Raw genomic sequence first — 16,961 nt, forward strand, 5'->3', positions numbered from 1 at the left:
CGATCACGATCCCTTGCGCACGGACCGGTCGGGCCCGAGACGGAATCTCGTTGCGTATCTGCCGGGTGAGGCGGACGCTCCTAGACACAGATCTGTAGACCCCCGCGTGCGATCCGAGCGACCTGCACGTCGTCCAGGACTCGGCAGCGGCCGCCGGCATGGCCCGACGCCTCATGTGCGGAGCCCAGCATGTCCGAACCGCCCACCCGCCCGGACCGGCAGCAGATCGGTGGGGCTGGAGCCGAAGGGGAGCCCGCCGTGGAGGGACACGCGGTCAGGGACGCGACGTGGCCGCAGGCTGCGCTCGGCGGTGTGACGGAGCTCAGGGTGCACGGGGTGGGTGGCACTCCCCCGGCGGACATGCTGGACGCTCTGGATCCGGTGCAGGTCTCGGGGGACCGGACGGCCGGGGTGTGGCGGGGCCACGACGTGCCGGGTCCGCAGTCACGTCATGTCGAGGCCTACGCGTGGGGCGGGCTCACGGCCCGCGCGGCGTCGCGGGCGCTGTGGCTGCTGGTGCTGCCGTTCGCATTGGTGAACGTGGCGGGGTGGATGGCCCCGCATCGCGGCGCAAGCGCTTTCCGCGGCGCGGTCCGGGTGATGGGCGTGGTGGTCACCGGGTTGTACGTGTCGTTCGCGGCGGTCGCGGCGATGGACTTCGCCGCGTACCAGTGCGGCGGCGCCTCGGACCGGGCCAGGGCGTCCTGCTCGGTGGACACGTGGTGGCTGGTGGGCGAGGGCGGGGTCGCGCCCGACCCGGCGCGGCGCGTGGTGGTCGGCGCGAGCGTGCCGCTGGCGTTGCTGGCGCTGCTGTGGTGGCTGACCCGGCAGAGCCGGCGCGCCTATGAGCGGTGGGGCGAGCCGGGCTCGGTCGACCTGCCGTCCTCGGACGGTCCGGCCGAGGACGGCCTGACCCACCACGGGTTCTGGCGCGGGCAGGGTTACGCCGTGCGCCTCGCGGAGATCCATCTCATGGTCGGGCTCGCCGTCGTCGCCGCACCGCTGGGGCAGACCGCGTCGGTGCTCAGCGGGTCACGAGCCGGGGCCATGGTGTGGTGGACAGGAGTGGCAACCGTCACCGTGGGCATGGCGCTCGCCGCGGTCACCCGGCTGCGCCGCAGGCTCCCGGCGGGGGCCGCCCTGGGATGGGGGCTGGGCCTGACCGCAGTCGCCCTGCTCGTCGCCTGGTTCACCGCAACGCCGCCGTCTCCCAATGACCCGGCCATCTTGCCCGGGCTCCCGCTGCTGTTCGGGTTCTTCATCCCGACGCTGCTGCCAGGCGTGATCGCCGTCTTCGCGACGGCGTACTGGCACGCCGGCGCCCGCCAGGACCCGGACCGGCTGCGGCACGCCCTCACCCCGGCCACCGTCGTCCAGACCGCAGCGATGACGACGCTGGCGATCCAGTCCGGCGTCGTCCTCTGGGTGGCTCGCTGGCTCGGCGACGCCCGCGCGTTCCACACGGGCGCGACACGTCCGGACATCGAGTACGCGCAGGCGTTCGAGGTGCTGGCCCGGGCGATCCCCTGGGCGCTGCTGATCCTCGCCGCGTCCGCAGGGCTCGCCTGGGCGAGCGTGGCACGACGCGGCATCGACGACGCCCAGACCCGCGCCGACCAGGCCTGGTCCGCCATTGACCGACCCCGAGGATGGTCGGACGGGCGAGACGACCCCAGCTGGCGCTCCTCGTGGCGGCGCGCGGTGACCCTGCCGTCGGGGAGCCTGTCGGCGCTGGAATGGGGGTTGTGGGTGACCGCGTCGGCGGGGGTCCTGCCGACCTTCGTGTACTGGGTGCTGTGGACCCGGGAGAAGATGCGGCAGAACTGGACGACGGACCACATCGAGGTCGACGTCGGCTGGCTGACCCTGCTGCCGGTGTCCCTGTGCACCTGGCTGCTGACGGCGATCCCGCTGGTGGCAGTGTTCGTCCTCAGGCACTCCCTGACCCACCCCCGGACGCGGCGCACCGTGGCGATCGCCTGGGACGTCGCCACGTTCTGGCCCCGGTCGTTCCACCCGCTCGCACCCCCCTCGTACGCCGAACGCGCCGTCCCGGAACTCAAGGCCAGGCTCCAGCGGCTCTGGCGCGGCGACGTCGACCAGGACGGCCAGGAGCACCCAGGGGCAGTACTCCTGCTCGGACACAGCCAAGGGTCCGTCCTCGTCACCGCAGCCCTCGCCGCGCTCCCACCGGACGCGCCGATCCCCGGCCGGCTGTCCGTCGTCACCTACGGCTGCCCCGTACGGCGGCTCTACCAACGACACTTCCCCGCCTACTTCGACGACACCCTCATCACCACCGCCGTCGACCGCCTCACACCGCCACCTGCCGGCGGAGAGGACGGCGCGGCACCCCCGGACGCACTGCCCGCATGGCGCAACGCCTACCGAGACACCGACTACGTCGGTCATCGACTGCTCGACCCAGCGGCGCCCTTGCGCGGCGTGGACCTGTACCTGCCAGACCCGCCAACACCGTTCCACCCCACCGGCGACCCGGCCCCACCGACCCGCGCCCACGCCGAAGGCGGCTACCGCAGGCAGAGCACCCTGGCCGACATCGTGGCCGCCGAGGCATCACGCCTGCATCACGCACTCCACGCACCCCAGTCCCCTCGCACGCCACACCACCTCGAACAGATCCACCACGGTCAGAACCACCTTGGGCAGAACCACCTCGAGCAGGACCGCTCCGAAGGAGAGCCTGCCCGGAGGACGAGCCCGATCTGAACGGCCCGGCGTGCCCGGAGCGGACAACGGCTGACCGGACCACCGGATCCCAAGCCGACGTCACCCCGCGTTTTAGGGGGGTGCACTCGTCGTCGCACGGGAGCCACGGTTGATTCATCGGAAGCGTCAAGATCGTGGATTTGCCGCCGGGCGCCGTGACGCGGCGGTGATGGCCGGTGATGTATTCAGCCCTCGCGCTGGTCCCTCCGCCTGTTGATCTGCGCGAATATCTGTCGGCTGCTGGGTGACGCAGGGGGCCCGGATGGAAGCGACGACGAGAGCCGTCGACATGGTCAAGCGTTTCGAGGGCCTGCGGCTGCAGGCGTACAAGGACCCGGCCGGGGTCCCGACCATCGGGTACGGGACGACCGTCTACCCCGACGGCGACAAGGTCCGGCTCGGCGAGTCCATCACCCAGAGCGAGGCGACGGAGTTCCTCGCGTTCGACTGCTCCCGGTTCGCCAAGGCAGTCACCGGCCTGGTCAAGGGCGTGGCCCTCAACCAGAACCAGTTCGACGCACTGGTGTCGTTCGTCTACAACATCGGCATCGGCGCGTTCCGTGAGAGCACCATGCTCGACAAGCTCACCGCGAAGGACATCAAGGGCGCCGCCGCCGAGTTCCCCCGGTGGAACAAGGCCACCGTCCCGGTGACCACCGTCGTCAAGGGCGTGAAGAAGACGACCAGGGTGAAGAAGGTCCTGCCCGGGTTGGTGAAGCGACGCGCAGCCGAGCGCGCCCTGTTCGAGACCGCCGCAAAGCCGGCCCCGGCCGGCACCACCGGGCCCGCTGGTACCCCTGTCACCGCCGGCACCGCTGCGGCGTTCGTCGGCCCACCGGACGAACCGCCCCCGGTCTCCGTCACGGTTCTCGACCGCGCCGGCGCCACCGTCGTGGTCCTCACCGACGCCACCGGCCAGGTCACCGACATCCTCCAGATGCCCGACCGGGCCGCGGCCAGCATGGCCGCACTGCTGCGCTACTACCCGAGCCTGAAGACGTTCACCGTCGCCGCAGCCGGCGCGCCCGTCCCGGACGGCGACGTCCGGCTGTTCGTCGCCGGCCCGCGCCCGGTCCCGACCGTGGAGAAGGCACCCACGCTGGAGCGCGCGTTCATCGAACGCGGCTCGGCCGACGGACCCAAGTTCCCCGGCAACGACATCAAGGAACTCCAGGCCCGGCTGCGCGACCTCGGCTACTACGAGGGGCCCACCAGCGGCAGCTTCGACAGTGCCACCCACGCCGCCGCCGTCGCGTTCCAGACCGACCACTTCGGCGTCGCCGAGGCCAACGGCAAGGTCGGCCCCAAGACCTGGGGCAAGCTGTTCCCGGTCGGCGCACCCAAGGTGGCGATGAAGCCCGCGCCCAAGCCCGCCCCCAAGGCAGCACCGAAGCCTGCGAAAGGCAAGCCTGCGGTGGGCAAGGCGCCCGCCAAGAAGCCTGCGGTCAACAGCGGCGGGAAGACCTACCTCTACCTGAGCGACACCAAGAAGCTGGAGAAGAAGACCGGCCTTCGGCTTCTCAAGCTCGAGTACGTCCGCGACGGGAAGACCATCGACAGCATCGAGGTCTACTCCGGCGTCCCCAGCCGACAACGGTTCCGCAAGGGCCGCGACAGCCGGATGGGCTCCAACGAACCCCTCCCCGAAGGCCGCTGGTTCATCCACGACATCCTCTGGAAGGACAGCCCGGACAAGTACTACGGCAAGGTCTGGAGCGCCGCCCAAGGACCGGCGAAGATCAACCTCAGCTACAAGGAACCCGGCCGCACACAACGCCAGGCAATACAGATCCACATCGACGGCAACCGCCGCAGCTCCCCCGGGACCGCCGGCTGCGTCGGGATCCGCAACGTCGCAGACTTCAAGACCCTCGTGGCCTGGCTCCGCGACACCGACCCCCGAGACCTCTACGTCGACTACGGCCTGAAGACCATCAAGCGACCCTGACCAGCGCAGGCCTGGCAGTCACCACGTCAGCACCCATCCGACCCACGATCCCTAGGTCGAAGCCCCCGCGTCCACAACGATCAACGAGGTGGCACGAGTCAGGTCGAAGGAGTGGACCATGCAGAACTTCCTGAAGGACATCGTTTCGGCAAGGACTCGTCAGCAGGTGTACGCCGCCTACTCACTGGTCGGCCTCACGTTGGGATGCGTCCAGGCGGGCCTCGGTGCGATCGACTCAGGGACGCCCGACTGGCTGAAAGCTTCGTTGGCCGTCTACGCATTCTTCGGAACCGCGATAGGCGTGACCGCAGCCAGCAATGTGAACCCGCCGCCCGAGCAGTAGCCGAATGCAGTCGGTCGGCCGAACGATGCCGGATTCTGGGCCGACATCTGGAGGCACTATCCGGGCCGCCCCGCAGCGGATACCGGTGACGTCGTCCAGCAGGTTCTGGCGGCCGTCGGCGCGACACGCGCAACCGGTAGAGGCGGCTTGTCGCGCCATGAATCCTCCGACCTGCCGGAAGGGTTCCCGTGGGGCACCCGGTGCCGTGTCTCGGTGGTTCCATCAGGGTGGTGCAACGACAAGGACCGGGGCAGACTCCGGGCATGACGATCGAACTGTGGTGGCCGCAACTGCCGCCCGGGACGCGCGAGTGGCTCATGGCCAACAACGGCGATGCCGTGCCGGCCACGCTCCTCGCAGAGATCGAAGCGGCGGGTGGACCTGCCGCGTCCGATCCTTGGTGGTCTGAGCAAGAAGGATCGACTGGTCGATGCATGCCTGACGACGCCATTGACTGGATCGAGGAGGCCGCCAACGCCGAAGGGACTGCGGGCCCCGGAACGGGAGCCCAGCCCGGGTCCCCGGCCTGACGGACGGATGGCCCTCGAGATCCTCCGGGAACGCGATCTGGCGGAACGTCCGGTGCGCCGCGACGGAAACGGGGCCACTGGGATCGCCGACGGCCCACGCCGACACACTCCTTCCGGAACTGCTCGACTTCCTGAGGTCCACCGAGGTGTTCACCTACGACGAGGCACGATGGCGCCGCCGGCTCACCGCGGCGTCCACGTCACCGGCGCCGCCGACAGCGACGACTCCGATCGACCTCAGGAACGCCGCCCTCCCGCCGTCCGGGGACGCGGTGCTCCCGCACGCGGCAGGAAGCTCCGGCTCGCCCTCCGACCGGCTCGAGCACCAAGGTCAGGCAACGTTCGACGGCGCCGCAGATCCGACTCCGTGATCCACTCGCCCGACCCGTGGCGTCGGCTGCCCGTCGAGCGGACCCGATCACTCGGTGCGAGCTCGCCGACCGCCCGGCCCTCCCCCCCTCGTGGCTCCGTCAAGGACCGCACACTGGCGGAGCCACGAGGTACCACCGACCGGCTGCCGCACGCACGCACGCGCGACTCGCCCGTACTCCCACCCACCACGGATCGGTCCCGCCCGGCACATGTCGAGCCCACGCGACGTCGAACGGCCGGCTGCGGCAGGCGGTCAGGCCCGGGGCACGGGTCCGTGTCCGTCGGTGCGCCTCAGCGGGATCGGCGCCGGGCCTGCAGCCGAGCGAGCAGCTGCAGGCCTCCTCGCTCAGCGGGCGGCGGCTCGCGACGACCGGCGCACGCGAGGGCGGTCGACAGGGCATCCAAGATCCGTTGACGCCGCACCGGTTTCGTCACGAAGGCATCGGCGCCGTGCGCAAGGCCGATCTCGACGTCGAGGTCGTCCGAGCGCGCGGTGACGAGCACGAGACGAGGTCGTGGCGGGCCACCGGCGACTCGGACGGCGTCGGCCGTCCGTCGGCAGATCTCGGCACCGGAGATGTCCGGCAGCAACCAGTCGACCAGGACGACGTCGGGCTCGAACCAGGCAATGGCCTCGATCGCCGAGATCCCGTCGCGGACGGACAACGTCTCGTAGCCGCCGCGCCGGGCGGCGCGCTCCATGAGCTCGCGGTCGTCGGGGTCGTCGTCCACCACGAGGACACGGGTGCCACGCACGGCTGACGGGGTCGTCATGACTGACCGTCAAGGAGCCTGCGGACCTGGCGGACGAGACCGGTCGGGCTGACGGGCTTGACGATGTAGTCGTCGACACCGCTGAGGAAGCAGCGCAGCTCAGCGTCGAAGGACGAGCGGGCCGTGACGGCCACGACAGGGATCGAGCGCCTGAACCGCTGGTGCCTGATCGTCTCGCAGAGGTCGAGGCCGTCACCGTCGGGCAGGCCGATGTCCAGCGTGACGGCGTCGACCTGCCAGCTGCGCAGGATCGCGAACGCTGACGCGCGGTCTGCCGCGCGCAGGACGTCGATGCCGTCGCGCTCGAGCGCACCAGACATCAGGTCACGGGTGTCGTCGTCGTCCTCGACGACCAGGACGACCGGGCGCGAGGCCCGGACGGGCTCTCGCCGGGGGCCGTCGACGAACACCGGGCGGAGGTCGATCGTGATGTCTGCGTCTGGCTCCAGGGAACCGTGCGTCTGTCGGCCGCTGCCGACGGGGAGCTGGTTCGTACTCATGTCGATCACCCACTTCGGGATCCACGAGTCGGGGTCCTGCACTGTCGGATCGAGGTCGATGGGCTACCGACCCCCACTACTTGCAGTGGTCGCTCATGTACTTAGTGCAATAGTGATGGGTGTGGAGCGCGGATGCCAGTGCAACACCGTCCGGTTCGGCGAGGCTGCCGTCCGGTCGGTCGCGGAGCTACAGCAGCTTGTCGATCACGTCGATGAGGACGCTGCGCTGCAGAGGCTTGCGCAGGTGCGCGACAGCCCCCTGACCGAGGCTGGTCGACTTCGGTGCTCGTCGCGGCTGTGCGGTCATCGTGACCACCGGAACGGTGCTGTCGACGTGCGCGTGGATCTCGTGAAGGACCTCGATGCCGTCCACGCCGGGCATCACGACGTCGACGATGATGACGTCGAACGGTCCCGACATCGCGGCCTCCACCCCCGACGGACCGTCAGGGGCGGTCACGACCGACATGCCCCGGCTGCGCACCATCGCCGCAACCAGGTCCCGGGTGTCTTCGTCGTCGTCGACGACGAGCACCCTCGGATGCGTGTACAGCCAGCCGAGGTCCGGGTCATCGGTCTCGTCCGGGTCCCCACGCCTGCCCCCGACGTCGGTGCTCGGTCCCGTCACGTGCGGTTCCTGCCGTGTTCTCATGACCAGCGACCTCCTGAGGTCGGGCGAAGGATTTGCGCGTCATCGGCATGGTGGCCGCCAACCTTGAGCGGTGTCGCGACGCGGTTCTCGGGCGGGACGGTGTCATGAGCGCGGGCGCAGCGACCCCCGAGGAGTGCTCCGTCCGCGCTCGCGTCCAGGAGATCCTCGGGGACGGCAGCCCCGAAGAGGTCGCGCTGGCGTGCCGAATGGTCGACGGGTTCCCGGCCAAGGCTGCCCGTCTGCTGGGCGACTTCGACACCGCGTGCGACGTGTCGGACGTCGATGGTGCGGCACGAGCCCTGCACACACTCAAGGGCACTGCATTGAACCTCGGCCTCGATGCGCTGGCGCAGACGTGTCAGTCGCGGGAGGACCTGGTGCGCAGCGGCGCCGGCTCCTCGGACACGGAGCGGCTGCGGTCGGGCGTCCTCGACCTGGTGGCTGACGGAACCCTTGTCCTGCAGCAGGTCGCCGTGGGTCTGCCGCGGGACGCCGGCCGGCAGGTCACCCGGTCGGCGTAGCCAGTTCGGGTCCTGCGCCGCCGAAGACGACGCTCTGCCGCTGCTGAACGCACTGCCGTACCGAGCCAGGAGGACACGTGCCCATCGCGAGCATCCCGCGTCGGTCCGCCGCGCATGTCCCTGACAGGGGCGGCGAGGGCGCACCGCCGCCTCGCATCCTTGTCGTGGACGATGATGCAGACGACCGCGAGCTCGTCGCCGCCTTCCTACGGCGAGACGGGCTGACGGTCGTGACGGCCGCAGGCGGACGGGAAGCGGTCCGGGTGGCGACGTCGCAGCCGTTCGACGCCGTGGTGCTGGACGTCGTGATGCCCGAGCGTGACGGCTGGCAGGTCGGCCAGGAGCTGGCTTCTGTGTTCGTGGATCGCCCGGTCCCGTTGGTGATGATGAGCTCTCTGCCGGTCGCCGCCGCGATGCCGCGCAGCTTCGAGGGCGGAGCCGCGGCTCACGTGGCGAAGCCGATCAACGCGTCGGTCCTGGTCTCGACGCTTCGAGAGCTCGTCTAGCGGCGGTCACCGGCTCGTGGACCGGTGGCTTCCGCCGGCACGGCGGATGCCGTGCCCCCGGGCGTGCGGCCCCGCTCGAGAGCAAGCACGACCTGAGCGGCGATGTCGCGTGGGCTGAACGGTTTCATGATGTAGCCGTCCGCTCCGGCATCCCTGCCACGCAAGGCGTCCTGCGGCGTCCCTCGGGCGCTGAGCATGAGGACCGGCAGCCCCGCGGTCCGGGGGTCGGCGCGCAGCGTGCGGCAGGTGGTCTCGCCGTCCATGACGGGCATCATCCCGTCGAGGAGGACGAGGTCCGTCGGCACGCCCTGGTCGTGCAGGGCGGTGACGGCCGCCGCGCCGTCGTGCACCACGTGCACGTCGTGGCCCATCGAGGTCAGCTTCAGCCGGATCAGGTCGCAGATGTCCTCGTCGTCGTCCACCACAAGGATGTTCGCCATCCGTCCTCCTCGTCGATCATGGTGGCGGTTGGGGCAGTGCACCGCGGACCGGGAGCCGGACGGTGACGCGCGTCCCGCACCCTGGTTGCGAGGCGAAGGCGAGCTCACCGCCGTGGCCGGCAACAGCAGCCCGGACGACGGCCAGACCCAGCCCTGTGCCGGGGACATGGTTCGTCCTTGCGGACTCGGTCCTGAAGAACCTGTGCCCGAGCCGCTCCAGGTCGTCCGACGCGATGCCGACGCCGTCGTCCTCGACCTCGAGCTCGACCAGGTCCGGTCCGGCGAGACGGGTCCGCCAGACCACCCGGCCGTTGGCGGCGGCGAACTTCACGGCGTTGGAGCCGAGGTTGAGCAGCACACGTTCCAGCTGGCCGGCGTCTGCGGCCACAGGAGGAAGGTCCGCTGCGACATGCCGTTCCATGGTGACACCCCGGCGCTGCGCGGCCGGGAGGAGGACACAGCACGCCTCGAGGAGCAGCTGGTTGACGTCGACGTCGGGTCGCTGCCCGGCCTCGGCCGGCCGCCCGCTGCTGGTGGCCGTCGGCGAGTGCTCCGCTGTCGCGAGCTGCAGGAGGTTCTCCACCAGACCCAGCAGACGGGCCGAGTTGCGTTGCAGGGTGCTCAGCAGCTGCAGGCCGGTCTCGTCGCCCAGGTCGTGCAGGTGGTCCTCGATGAGCTCGCCGTAGCCGAGGATGCTGGTCAGGGGTGTCCTGAGCTCGTGGCTGACGGTGTTGACGAGGTCGCTCTTGAGCCGGTCCAGCTCCTGCAGCTCGTCGTTGTGGCGGCGCAGCTCACGGGACTGCTGCTGCAGCTCGGCCTGGGTGGCGCGCAGCTGCGCCTGTACCGCCTTCTGCTGCGTGATGTCGGTGAGGATGACGCCGAACGCCGCGGTGGGATCGGTGTCGTCGCTGACCGCGAACCGGGTCACGAGGAAGACCTCGTCGCCGTCCGCGTGCTCGCTGCCCGAAGGCATTGCGGCGAGCCGGGATCGGCCGTGGCCATCCTTGGCGAGGGCCCGGAAGCGGGTGTTGCTGAAGATCTCCTCGCCGCCCGGGTGGAGCAGCCCGATCGCGGACGGGGAGTGCTGGACCAGAGATGCGAGCAGACCCTCGATCCTGGCCTGCTCGGCGTGGGACACCACGACGGCCTGCTCGAGGTGGCGCGTGCCGACCGCGGTCCGGACGGCCTGCCCCAACCGCGCGAGGCGGTCCTTGAGCAGCACGTCGCTGACGCCCTGCTCGAACAGGGCAGCGGCGGTGTCGTCGTCCAGCGCGCCGGTGACCACGATGACCGGCACTCCCGGCGCGCTGGTGCGCACCGTCCGCAGGACCTGGGAGATCGACATGCCGGGCACGTTGTGGTCCGCAAGCACGACGTCGGGTGCCGCGGACAGTGCTGCGGCGAGCTGTTCGTAGGAGTCCACCGGGACCGTGGCCGTCTCGAGACCGTCACGGCGAAGTGCCGCACCGATCAGCTCGACGTCGGCCGGGCGGTCCTCGACGACGACGACGCGCAGGTCGTCCGGGCTCATGAGACTCCGTCCGGGCTCACGCGACCTCGTCGGGGCGGCGGTTGACCTCGACCCAGAAGGTCGCCAGCGCGTTCAGCGCATCCGCCCCGAGCCGGCCGCTGGCCGGTTTGACGACGAACCCGTTGGCCCCGAGGCGGTAGCAGCGATGGACGTCCTCGGGCTCCTGCGAGGAGCTGAGGACGACCACGGGCAGTGTGCGGGTCCCCTTCAGGTCGCGCACCCGACGAAGCAGCTCGGCACCGTCCATGCGCGGCATCTTCAGATCGGTGAGGACGACGACCGGCAGCTCGCGACGCTGGTCGACGAGCCTCTCGAGGCGGTCGTAGGCCTCACATCCGTCGCCGGCCGTCTCGAGGCGTGCGCCGACGCCGGAGCGTCGCCAGGCCTCCTGCAGGAGCTCACGGTCCGCGATGCTGTCCTCCACGAGCAGCACCCACGGGGTCATGGCGCGTCCAGAGTGATCGTGAAGGCCGCGCCCTGCCCAGGGCTCGAGGACGCGCTGACGTGCCCTCCGTGGCGGTGCACGATCCTGCTGACCAGGGCCAGGCCCAGACCCGTCCCGGGGAAGTCGCGGCTGGAGTGCAGCCGTTGGAAGGGGGTGAAGAGGCCGCCGGCGAGGTCCGGGTCGAAGCCGACCCCGTTGTCCCGCACCGTGTACGTCACTGCACCGTCCCCGGTGCTGCCGGTGACCTCGACCCGCGGCCGCTGTGTCGTGGCACTGTACTTGACCGCGTTCGACAGCAGGTTGCGCCACACCTGCAGCATCAGCTGCCGATCTCCCCTGGCGGGCGGGAGCACCCCCACCTGGAACTCGAACCCGGCGTCCGCACCGGCGTCCGCCCACGCCTCGTGCACCACCTCCGCGATGTCGAGGACATCGGTCCGCAGCGGTTGCCGGTGGATGCGCGCCAGGCGCAGCAACCCGTCCATGAGCTCCTCCATGGCGGTGGCTGCCTCACGGATCCGGGACAGGTAGCGCAACCCGTCCTCGTCGAGCCGGTCGGAGTAGTCCTCCGCGAGGAGGTCACCGAAGCCGGCGACCGCGCGCAGCGGGGCGCGCAGGTCATGAGAGACGCTGTAGGAGAACGCCTCCAGCTCACTGTTCGCGTCGGCGAGCTCGAGCGATCGACGCTCGAGAGCGCTGGTCCTGGCCGCGACGCGCGCCTCGAGGTCGGCGTTCGTCCGGTGCAGCTGCTCGTTCACCCGGGCCAGGTCGCGGTTCGCCTTCTCCAGCTCGGCATTGAGCTCCGTGACGCGGGTCCGGGCCAGGTGCTCCTCGGTGACGTCCTGGGTCACCTTGACGAAACCGTCCAGGGCGCCCGACCCGTCACGGATGGCGGTCAGGACGCCACGTGACCAGAAGGTGGTGCCGTCCCGGCGGACGCGCAGCCCCTTGGTCACTGCCCTGCCGTGCACGACCGCCTCCCGGAGAGTCGACTCCGGGACTCCCGCTGCCCGGTCCTCGGCGGTGAAGAAGACCGCGTAGGGCTGACCGAGGACATCGGCCTCGTCGTACCCCTTGAGTCGCTGGGCGGAACGGCTCCACGTGAGGACGCGCCCTTCGCTGTCGAGCGCGAGGATCGCATGCTCGTCCGCTCCGTCGACGAGCCGTGTCAACTGATCGACGGCTGCCTGGCGCTCGTGCTCACGCATCCAGCCGTGGGTGACGTCCGTCCAGGACATCAGGACCAGCCGGCGCCCACGCCGTCGTTCCAACGGATACGCGGACACCAGGTACCGGTGCGGCCGGTCGGTTCCGTCGACGCTCGGGACGACGAACTCCTCCTGGGTGACGCTCTCGCCGGCCAGAGCACGCACCAGCGGCCGCCGCTCGTGCGTGATCTCGGCCCCGCACGGCGCCGTGATCCCCGACAGCGGCTCACGCAACACCCGGCTGCCCTCCGCCGCCAACCGTGGCTCCGCCTCGATCGCGGCAGGGTTGGCGAACACGAGCTCGAACGCATCGTCGACGATGAGCAAGGGAGTTCGCACAGCGCACCAGGCGTCGAGCAGGACCGCACCGAGGCCGTCGTCGGCGACGTAGTCCTGTGCGACCGCCGCGGCGGTCGGACGGGGCGGGTCGTAAACGGTCCTGCTCACCAGACCTCCCAACCCAATGCCATTACTAAGAGTTGGTGCATGACTACAATAAGTGCAAGATGTGATCGTTGCCGTGTTTCGACAACTTGCCGGGATCCACGACGACCCCTCCCCCGAGCGCCTGCGAAGGACTGCGATGGACTCCGTACAGAACAACCCCGTGGCACGGCCGGACGGCGCGCTCGTCGACGACCACTGGGTCAACCCCCGCGAGTACGTGTCAGCGCTCGGGTCGCAGATGCGCACGGTCCTGGTCGTCGAGGACGACGGTGACGCGCGCGAGCTTCTCAGTGGTTTCCTGACGCAGGAGGGCCTGGAGGTACTCGAGGCAGGGACGGTTCGGGGGGCGCTCGACGTGCTGACCGCCCGCGACGTCGACGTCGTCCTGCTCGACGTCCTGCTTCCCGACGGGACGGGCCTGGAGGTCTGCGACGCGGTGCGGCAGAGCGCCAGACGGGCCTCGACATCCGTGATCATGCTGACAGCGCTGGACGGGCCCGCAGACCAGGCCGCCGGCGTCATCGCCGGAGCGGACTCCTACCTCACCAAGCCCGTGACGCGAGCAGAGCTTGTCCTGAGGCTCGCCGACGTGCTCTGAGTTGCCGCCGTGCCCTCGGCACGGAGCACCTCTGACTCCGCTGCACCGATGACGCGGCGACCTGTTCCGCCGGAACAGGTCCGCACCGGGGCGGCGCCCAGATCGACCCCTGACCCGTCGCCGGTAGGCGACCGGTGCCCAGGCCGGTCGTAGAGCGGATGCCACAATCGTGGAATGCCGCTGGTCGACCTGCTCCTCGGGCGTCCGCCCCACACCCCCCAGGCTGAAGCCGCCCGCACCATGGACGAGGGCGTCACCATCTACTGGCGTGACGGATGCCCCTTCTGCCTGCGGCTGCGCTGGGCCGTCCGTAAGGACACCGGGCGCGCAACGTGGGTCGACATCTGGCGCGACCCTGAAGCCGCCGCCTTCGTCCGCACCACCAACGACGGCGGCAACGAAGTGGTGCCGACGGTCGTGATCGACGGCGTCCCCCACACCAATCCGGATCCTCGAACGGTCGTAGCCCGACTGGGCGGCTCCAGCCGCAGTTGACCGCCGGCCGCCACACGGGATCGACGTGCGCGGGTAAGGCTCGGGCGCGGTGCCTGGGAAGCGGTTCGCGTTCCGTCTGGGTGCGGGCATGCTGATGCGGGCGGCCGGTCAAGGCGTGCGCGGACCTGCCGCCTGGAAGCGGCCTCCGAACGTGGTGAGCTCGCTGCGCGTGGTGACGTCGGCGTTCCCGGTAACGCGGTGCTCGACGCGGGCCTGGAACCGCTCGGCCGTCGTCGCCCTGCCCGACGGCCCGCTCCGTCGGACACTCGTCCTCCTACCGAGTGTCCTCGGCGCCGCCGGGCTCCTTTTGGGATACCAGGCCCGCGGCGCGTCCGGCGACGGCGGCCGCTTCGCGATCGGCGACCTGGAGCTTGCCGATCACGTTCGACACGTAGTTGCGGACCGTCTTGGGGCTGAGGAAGAGCCGGCGCCCGATCTCGTGGTTGGTCAGGCCTTGGGCCACCAGGGACAGGATCTCGGTCTCGCGCTCGCTGAGCTCGCCGTACCGGCGGGCGCCTGCACCCGGCGGGCGGTTCATGAGGCGTGCGGCGATCCCGGCGGAGAAGACCGCGCCACCTTGGGCGACCACCCTGATCGAGTTCACGATCTGGGACGGGCTGGCGTCCTTGACGAGGTAGCCCGTGGCACCGGCGCGCAGGGCTTCGAAGGCATGGTCGTCGTCGAGCATCGTCAGCACAAGGATGCGCACGCTGGGCGCACGACGAGTGAGCTCGCGGGTGAGCTCGATGCCGTCCATGCCCGGCAGGTTGAGGTCGACGACGACGACGTCGGGCATCAGGTCCTCCACACGCGTGATCGCCTCCTCCGCCGTGGCGAGATCGGCCACCACCTCCAAGTCGTCCTCGAGTTCGATCCGGGTCCGCAGTCCCAGCCGGAAGGTCGGGTGGTCCTCGACGAGGAGGATCGACACGGTCTCGGTCACAGCGGGATCCTCGCGCCGACCCGGGTCCCGCGTCCGTCCTGCCCGGCAGTGACCTCGAACGCGCCGCCTAGCTCCTCGGCGCGTTCGCTCATCGACTGCAGGCCGACGCCCGGTGAATGGTCCCCGACCCCACGGCCGTCGTCGCAGACGACAAGCCGCGCCTCCTCGTCGTCCACCGTCACCTCGACCGAGACGCGGGTGGCCTCGGCATGACGGATGACGTTGGTCAGCGACTCCTGCACGATACGCAGCACGTTGACCTCCAGCGCGGCCGGCATGGATCCCTTCGTGATGGACACGACGCACGAGGTGTCGAGCCCGGCGGCCGCGGCACGGTCGACCTCAGCGGTGATCGCCGGCCCGAGCCCTCCTGCATCCAGTGACGGCGGTCGCAAGGCTCGCGTGATGGCCCGGATCTCGTCGATCGACGCCTTGGCCTGCTCGTCGAGCGCCTCGTGCAGGGCGCTCACGGACGCGCCCCGCTGCTGCGCCACTCGGATCGAGTCGAGCGTCACGAGCTGGCTGGCCAGCAGCGGCCCCAATCCGTCGTGCAGGTCGCGCCGCAGACGTCGTCGCTCGTCCTCGCGTGCGGCAGCAGCGGCCGCTCGTGCACGCCTCAGTTCTTCGGTCTCGCGCTGCGCCCGAAGCACCATCGCCACGAACGGCACCACCTCGGCCAGGGCCCTTCGGTCTCGGCCGTCCAGTTCGTCGCCGTATGCCGGGGACAGCAGCAGCGCGCCGACCGGCGTTCCGGCCCCGTCCGTCACCTGCCGGCGCACCGGCGCGGTGCGACCTGGCCCGCCGAAGCTGGAGATCACCGACCCGTCGGTGTCCCGGACCTCGACGTGCGGCAGCGCCAACGCCTGCGCGATGGTGCTCGCGAGGTCCGTCCTCACGGGCCCGGGGCCGGTGATCCTGCTGACGAGCTCGGCTGCAAGGTTGCCCGTTCCGTACAACCGGGTGCGCACGCGTCGGTGCAGGCGGTCGGCGACCCAGGCGCCGACGAGAACCACGACGGCGAACACAGCGGCGCCGAGTGCCGACACGTTCTGGTTCGTCACCGACATCCCCGCCAGCGCCACGATGGCCCCGTAGCACAGCAGGACGGCCATCGCGGCCCCGCCGTACACGACCACGCGCCACAGCAGAAGGCCAACGTCGTACAGGCGATGCCGCAGGACTGCGAAGGTGAACCCCACGCCCAGAACGAGGAACGCCGCGTACAGCCCGAACACCAGAGGAAGCTGGAAGGTCGCGAGCAGGTCGACGGCCCACAGCACCTGGGCCACCACGAACAGACCCGCCAAGACGCAGAACCCGACGAGCACCCACCGGGCCTGCTGACGGGCCACCCAGTCCGACCGGAAGAAGAACCGGTGCACCTGCGCCGCGACCAGCGCGACGATGACGACAGTCTCGAGGACCTCGAGAACGGGAACGCTCACTCCCGCTGTCCGCAGCGTCGCTCCGGCCGACACCGCCACGATCCCAGGGGCGGCCCATCGTCGCAGGACGACGGGGTGCCAGCGCCCGTCGGGGAAGAGCGCCAGGATGCAGAACAGCGACGCCTGGTTCAGCGCGGCGAGAAGCACCAGCACCCACCGCAGCGAGCCGGACGGCTCGAGAGGCTGGAGGAAGTCCTGCAGTGCCACGAGCATGAGGCCCAGGCCGCACACCGCGGACAGCAGCGACGGCCGACGTCGCATCATGACGACGCCCAGAGCGCAGAAGAAGAGGAGCAGCGCCCACTGCACGACCATCACCATGACCGCCCAGCCGACAGGAGTCATGCCCGCACGGGCGATCTGCCCGAGCAGCTCATCGGTGGGGCGGGCCAGGGTGTCGCAGATGTCGTCCTGGCACGTGACCTGCAGTGCCGTGAACTGGATCGGAGTGGCCAACGCGGCGACCACGACGGAAGCGCCGGCGGCGACCAGGCCGCCGGCGACCGGGGCTGCCGTCGCGCGGAGCATCTCCC

Annotated in this window: 17 protein-coding genes; 8 read left to right on the top strand and 9 right to left on the bottom strand. The window is 70.5% G+C overall.

Annotated elements, in window-relative coordinates:
• The first annotated feature begins 336 nt into the window (after positions 1 to 336).
• From ECOMGDLI_RS22850 to ECOMGDLI_RS22865, 4 genes are all read left to right on the top strand, one after another.
• The gene (locus tag ECOMGDLI_RS22850) at positions 337 to 2,730 is read left to right on the top strand and encodes a DUF2339 domain-containing protein (RefSeq protein ID WP_143447863.1); all 2,394 of its coding nucleotides are present in this window, start codon (positions 337 to 339) and stop codon (positions 2,728 to 2,730) included.
• 262 nt (positions 2,731 to 2,992) lie between these two features.
• Positions 2,993 to 4,678 carry a glycoside hydrolase family protein gene (locus ECOMGDLI_RS22855; protein ID WP_088319158.1) on the top strand — a complete coding sequence of 562 codons (1,686 nt, stop codon included), beginning with the start codon at positions 2,993 to 2,995 and terminating at the stop codon, positions 4,676 to 4,678.
• 118 nt (positions 4,679 to 4,796) lie between these two features.
• Positions 4,797 to 5,021 (top strand): hypothetical protein, encoded by a 225-nt coding sequence (locus tag ECOMGDLI_RS22860; RefSeq protein ID WP_143447864.1) that lies wholly within the window; start codon positions 4,797 to 4,799, stop codon positions 5,019 to 5,021.
• 263 nt (positions 5,022 to 5,284) lie between these two features.
• Entirely contained in the window at positions 5,285 to 5,551 is a 267-nt protein-coding gene (locus ECOMGDLI_RS22865) for a hypothetical protein (RefSeq protein ID WP_088319160.1), read from the top strand.
• 663 nt (positions 5,552 to 6,214) lie between these two features.
• Here ECOMGDLI_RS22865 and ECOMGDLI_RS22870 read toward each other — a convergent pair.
• From ECOMGDLI_RS22870 to ECOMGDLI_RS22880, 3 genes are all read right to left on the bottom strand, one after another.
• Positions 6,215 to 6,679, bottom strand: a complete 465-nt coding sequence (locus ECOMGDLI_RS22870) for a response regulator (protein ID WP_158221108.1) — start codon at positions 6,677 to 6,679, stop codon at positions 6,215 to 6,217.
• Positions 6,680 to 6,693: 14 nt separating this feature from the next.
• Positions 6,694 to 7,197 carry a response regulator gene (locus ECOMGDLI_RS22875; protein WP_143447865.1) on the bottom strand — a complete coding sequence of 168 codons (504 nt, stop codon included), beginning with the start codon at positions 7,195 to 7,197 and terminating at the stop codon, positions 6,694 to 6,696.
• A 187-nt stretch (positions 7,198 to 7,384) separates the two neighbouring features.
• Entirely contained in the window at positions 7,385 to 7,732 is a 348-nt protein-coding gene (locus ECOMGDLI_RS22880; protein WP_158221109.1) for a response regulator, read from the bottom strand.
• 149 nt (positions 7,733 to 7,881) lie between these two features.
• On the opposite strand from ECOMGDLI_RS22880, the gene ECOMGDLI_RS22885 reads away from it, so the two are divergent.
• A complete protein-coding gene (locus ECOMGDLI_RS22885) occupies positions 7,882 to 8,370 on the top strand; it encodes an Hpt domain-containing protein (protein WP_143447866.1) in 489 nt (162 codons plus the stop codon).
• Between the two features lie 77 nt (positions 8,371 to 8,447).
• Positions 8,448 to 8,876 carry a response regulator gene (locus tag ECOMGDLI_RS22890; RefSeq protein ID WP_088319165.1) on the top strand — a complete coding sequence of 143 codons (429 nt, stop codon included), beginning with the start codon at positions 8,448 to 8,450 and terminating at the stop codon, positions 8,874 to 8,876.
• On the opposite strand, the gene ECOMGDLI_RS22895 is transcribed toward ECOMGDLI_RS22890, so the two are convergent.
• The 4 genes from ECOMGDLI_RS22895 to ECOMGDLI_RS22910 are packed head-to-tail and all read right to left on the bottom strand — an operon-like array spanning position 8,873 to position 12,947.
• The gene (locus tag ECOMGDLI_RS22895; protein ID WP_088319166.1) at positions 8,873 to 9,316 is read right to left on the bottom strand and encodes a response regulator transcription factor; all 444 of its coding nucleotides are present in this window, start codon (positions 9,314 to 9,316) and stop codon (positions 8,873 to 8,875) included. The two genes, ECOMGDLI_RS22890 and ECOMGDLI_RS22895, sit on opposite strands and share 4 nt — an antisense overlap.
• A 16-nt stretch (positions 9,317 to 9,332) precedes the next feature.
• Positions 9,333 to 10,847 carry a hybrid sensor histidine kinase/response regulator gene (locus ECOMGDLI_RS22900; protein WP_088319167.1) on the bottom strand — a complete coding sequence of 505 codons (1,515 nt, stop codon included), beginning with the start codon at positions 10,845 to 10,847 and terminating at the stop codon, positions 9,333 to 9,335.
• 16 nt (positions 10,848 to 10,863) lie between these two features.
• Entirely contained in the window at positions 10,864 to 11,292 is a 429-nt protein-coding gene (locus ECOMGDLI_RS22905) for a response regulator (RefSeq protein ID WP_088319168.1), read from the bottom strand.
• Positions 11,289 to 12,947: an ATP-binding protein gene (locus ECOMGDLI_RS22910; protein ID WP_088319169.1), complete on the bottom strand. Its 1,659-nt coding sequence runs from the start codon at positions 12,945 to 12,947 to the stop codon at positions 11,289 to 11,291. The genes ECOMGDLI_RS22905 and ECOMGDLI_RS22910 overlap by 4 nt, the downstream gene beginning before the upstream one ends.
• A gap of 61 nt (positions 12,948 to 13,008) precedes the next feature.
• Here ECOMGDLI_RS22910 and ECOMGDLI_RS34820 point away from each other — a divergent pair, with 61 nt between their 5' ends.
• Both ECOMGDLI_RS34820 and ECOMGDLI_RS22920 read left to right on the top strand, forming a co-directional pair.
• Entirely contained in the window at positions 13,009 to 13,545 is a 537-nt protein-coding gene (locus tag ECOMGDLI_RS34820) for a response regulator transcription factor (protein ID WP_088319170.1), read from the top strand.
• 174 nt (positions 13,546 to 13,719) lie between these two features.
• On the top strand, positions 13,720 to 14,040 hold the full coding sequence (locus ECOMGDLI_RS22920; RefSeq protein WP_088319171.1) for a glutaredoxin domain-containing protein: 321 nt from the start codon (positions 13,720 to 13,722) through the stop codon (positions 14,038 to 14,040).
• Positions 14,041 to 14,314: 274 nt separating this feature from the next.
• Here the strand turns inward: ECOMGDLI_RS22920 and ECOMGDLI_RS22925 are convergent, their stop codons facing one another.
• Both ECOMGDLI_RS22925 and ECOMGDLI_RS22930 read right to left on the bottom strand, forming a co-directional pair.
• Positions 14,315 to 14,983 (bottom strand): response regulator transcription factor, encoded by a 669-nt coding sequence (locus tag ECOMGDLI_RS22925; protein ID WP_198955109.1) that lies wholly within the window; start codon positions 14,981 to 14,983, stop codon positions 14,315 to 14,317.
• A complete protein-coding gene (locus tag ECOMGDLI_RS22930; protein WP_088319172.1) occupies positions 14,980 to 16,956 on the bottom strand; it encodes an ATP-binding protein in 1,977 nt (658 codons plus the stop codon). Before ECOMGDLI_RS22930 ends, ECOMGDLI_RS22925 begins: the two co-directional genes overlap by 4 nt.
• Positions 16,957 to 16,961 lie beyond the last annotated feature (5 nt).

It is taken from the genome of Kineosporia sp. R_H_3, assembly GCF_002198675.1.
Taxonomy (GTDB): Bacteria; Actinomycetota; Actinomycetes; order Actinomycetales; family Kineosporiaceae; genus R-H-3.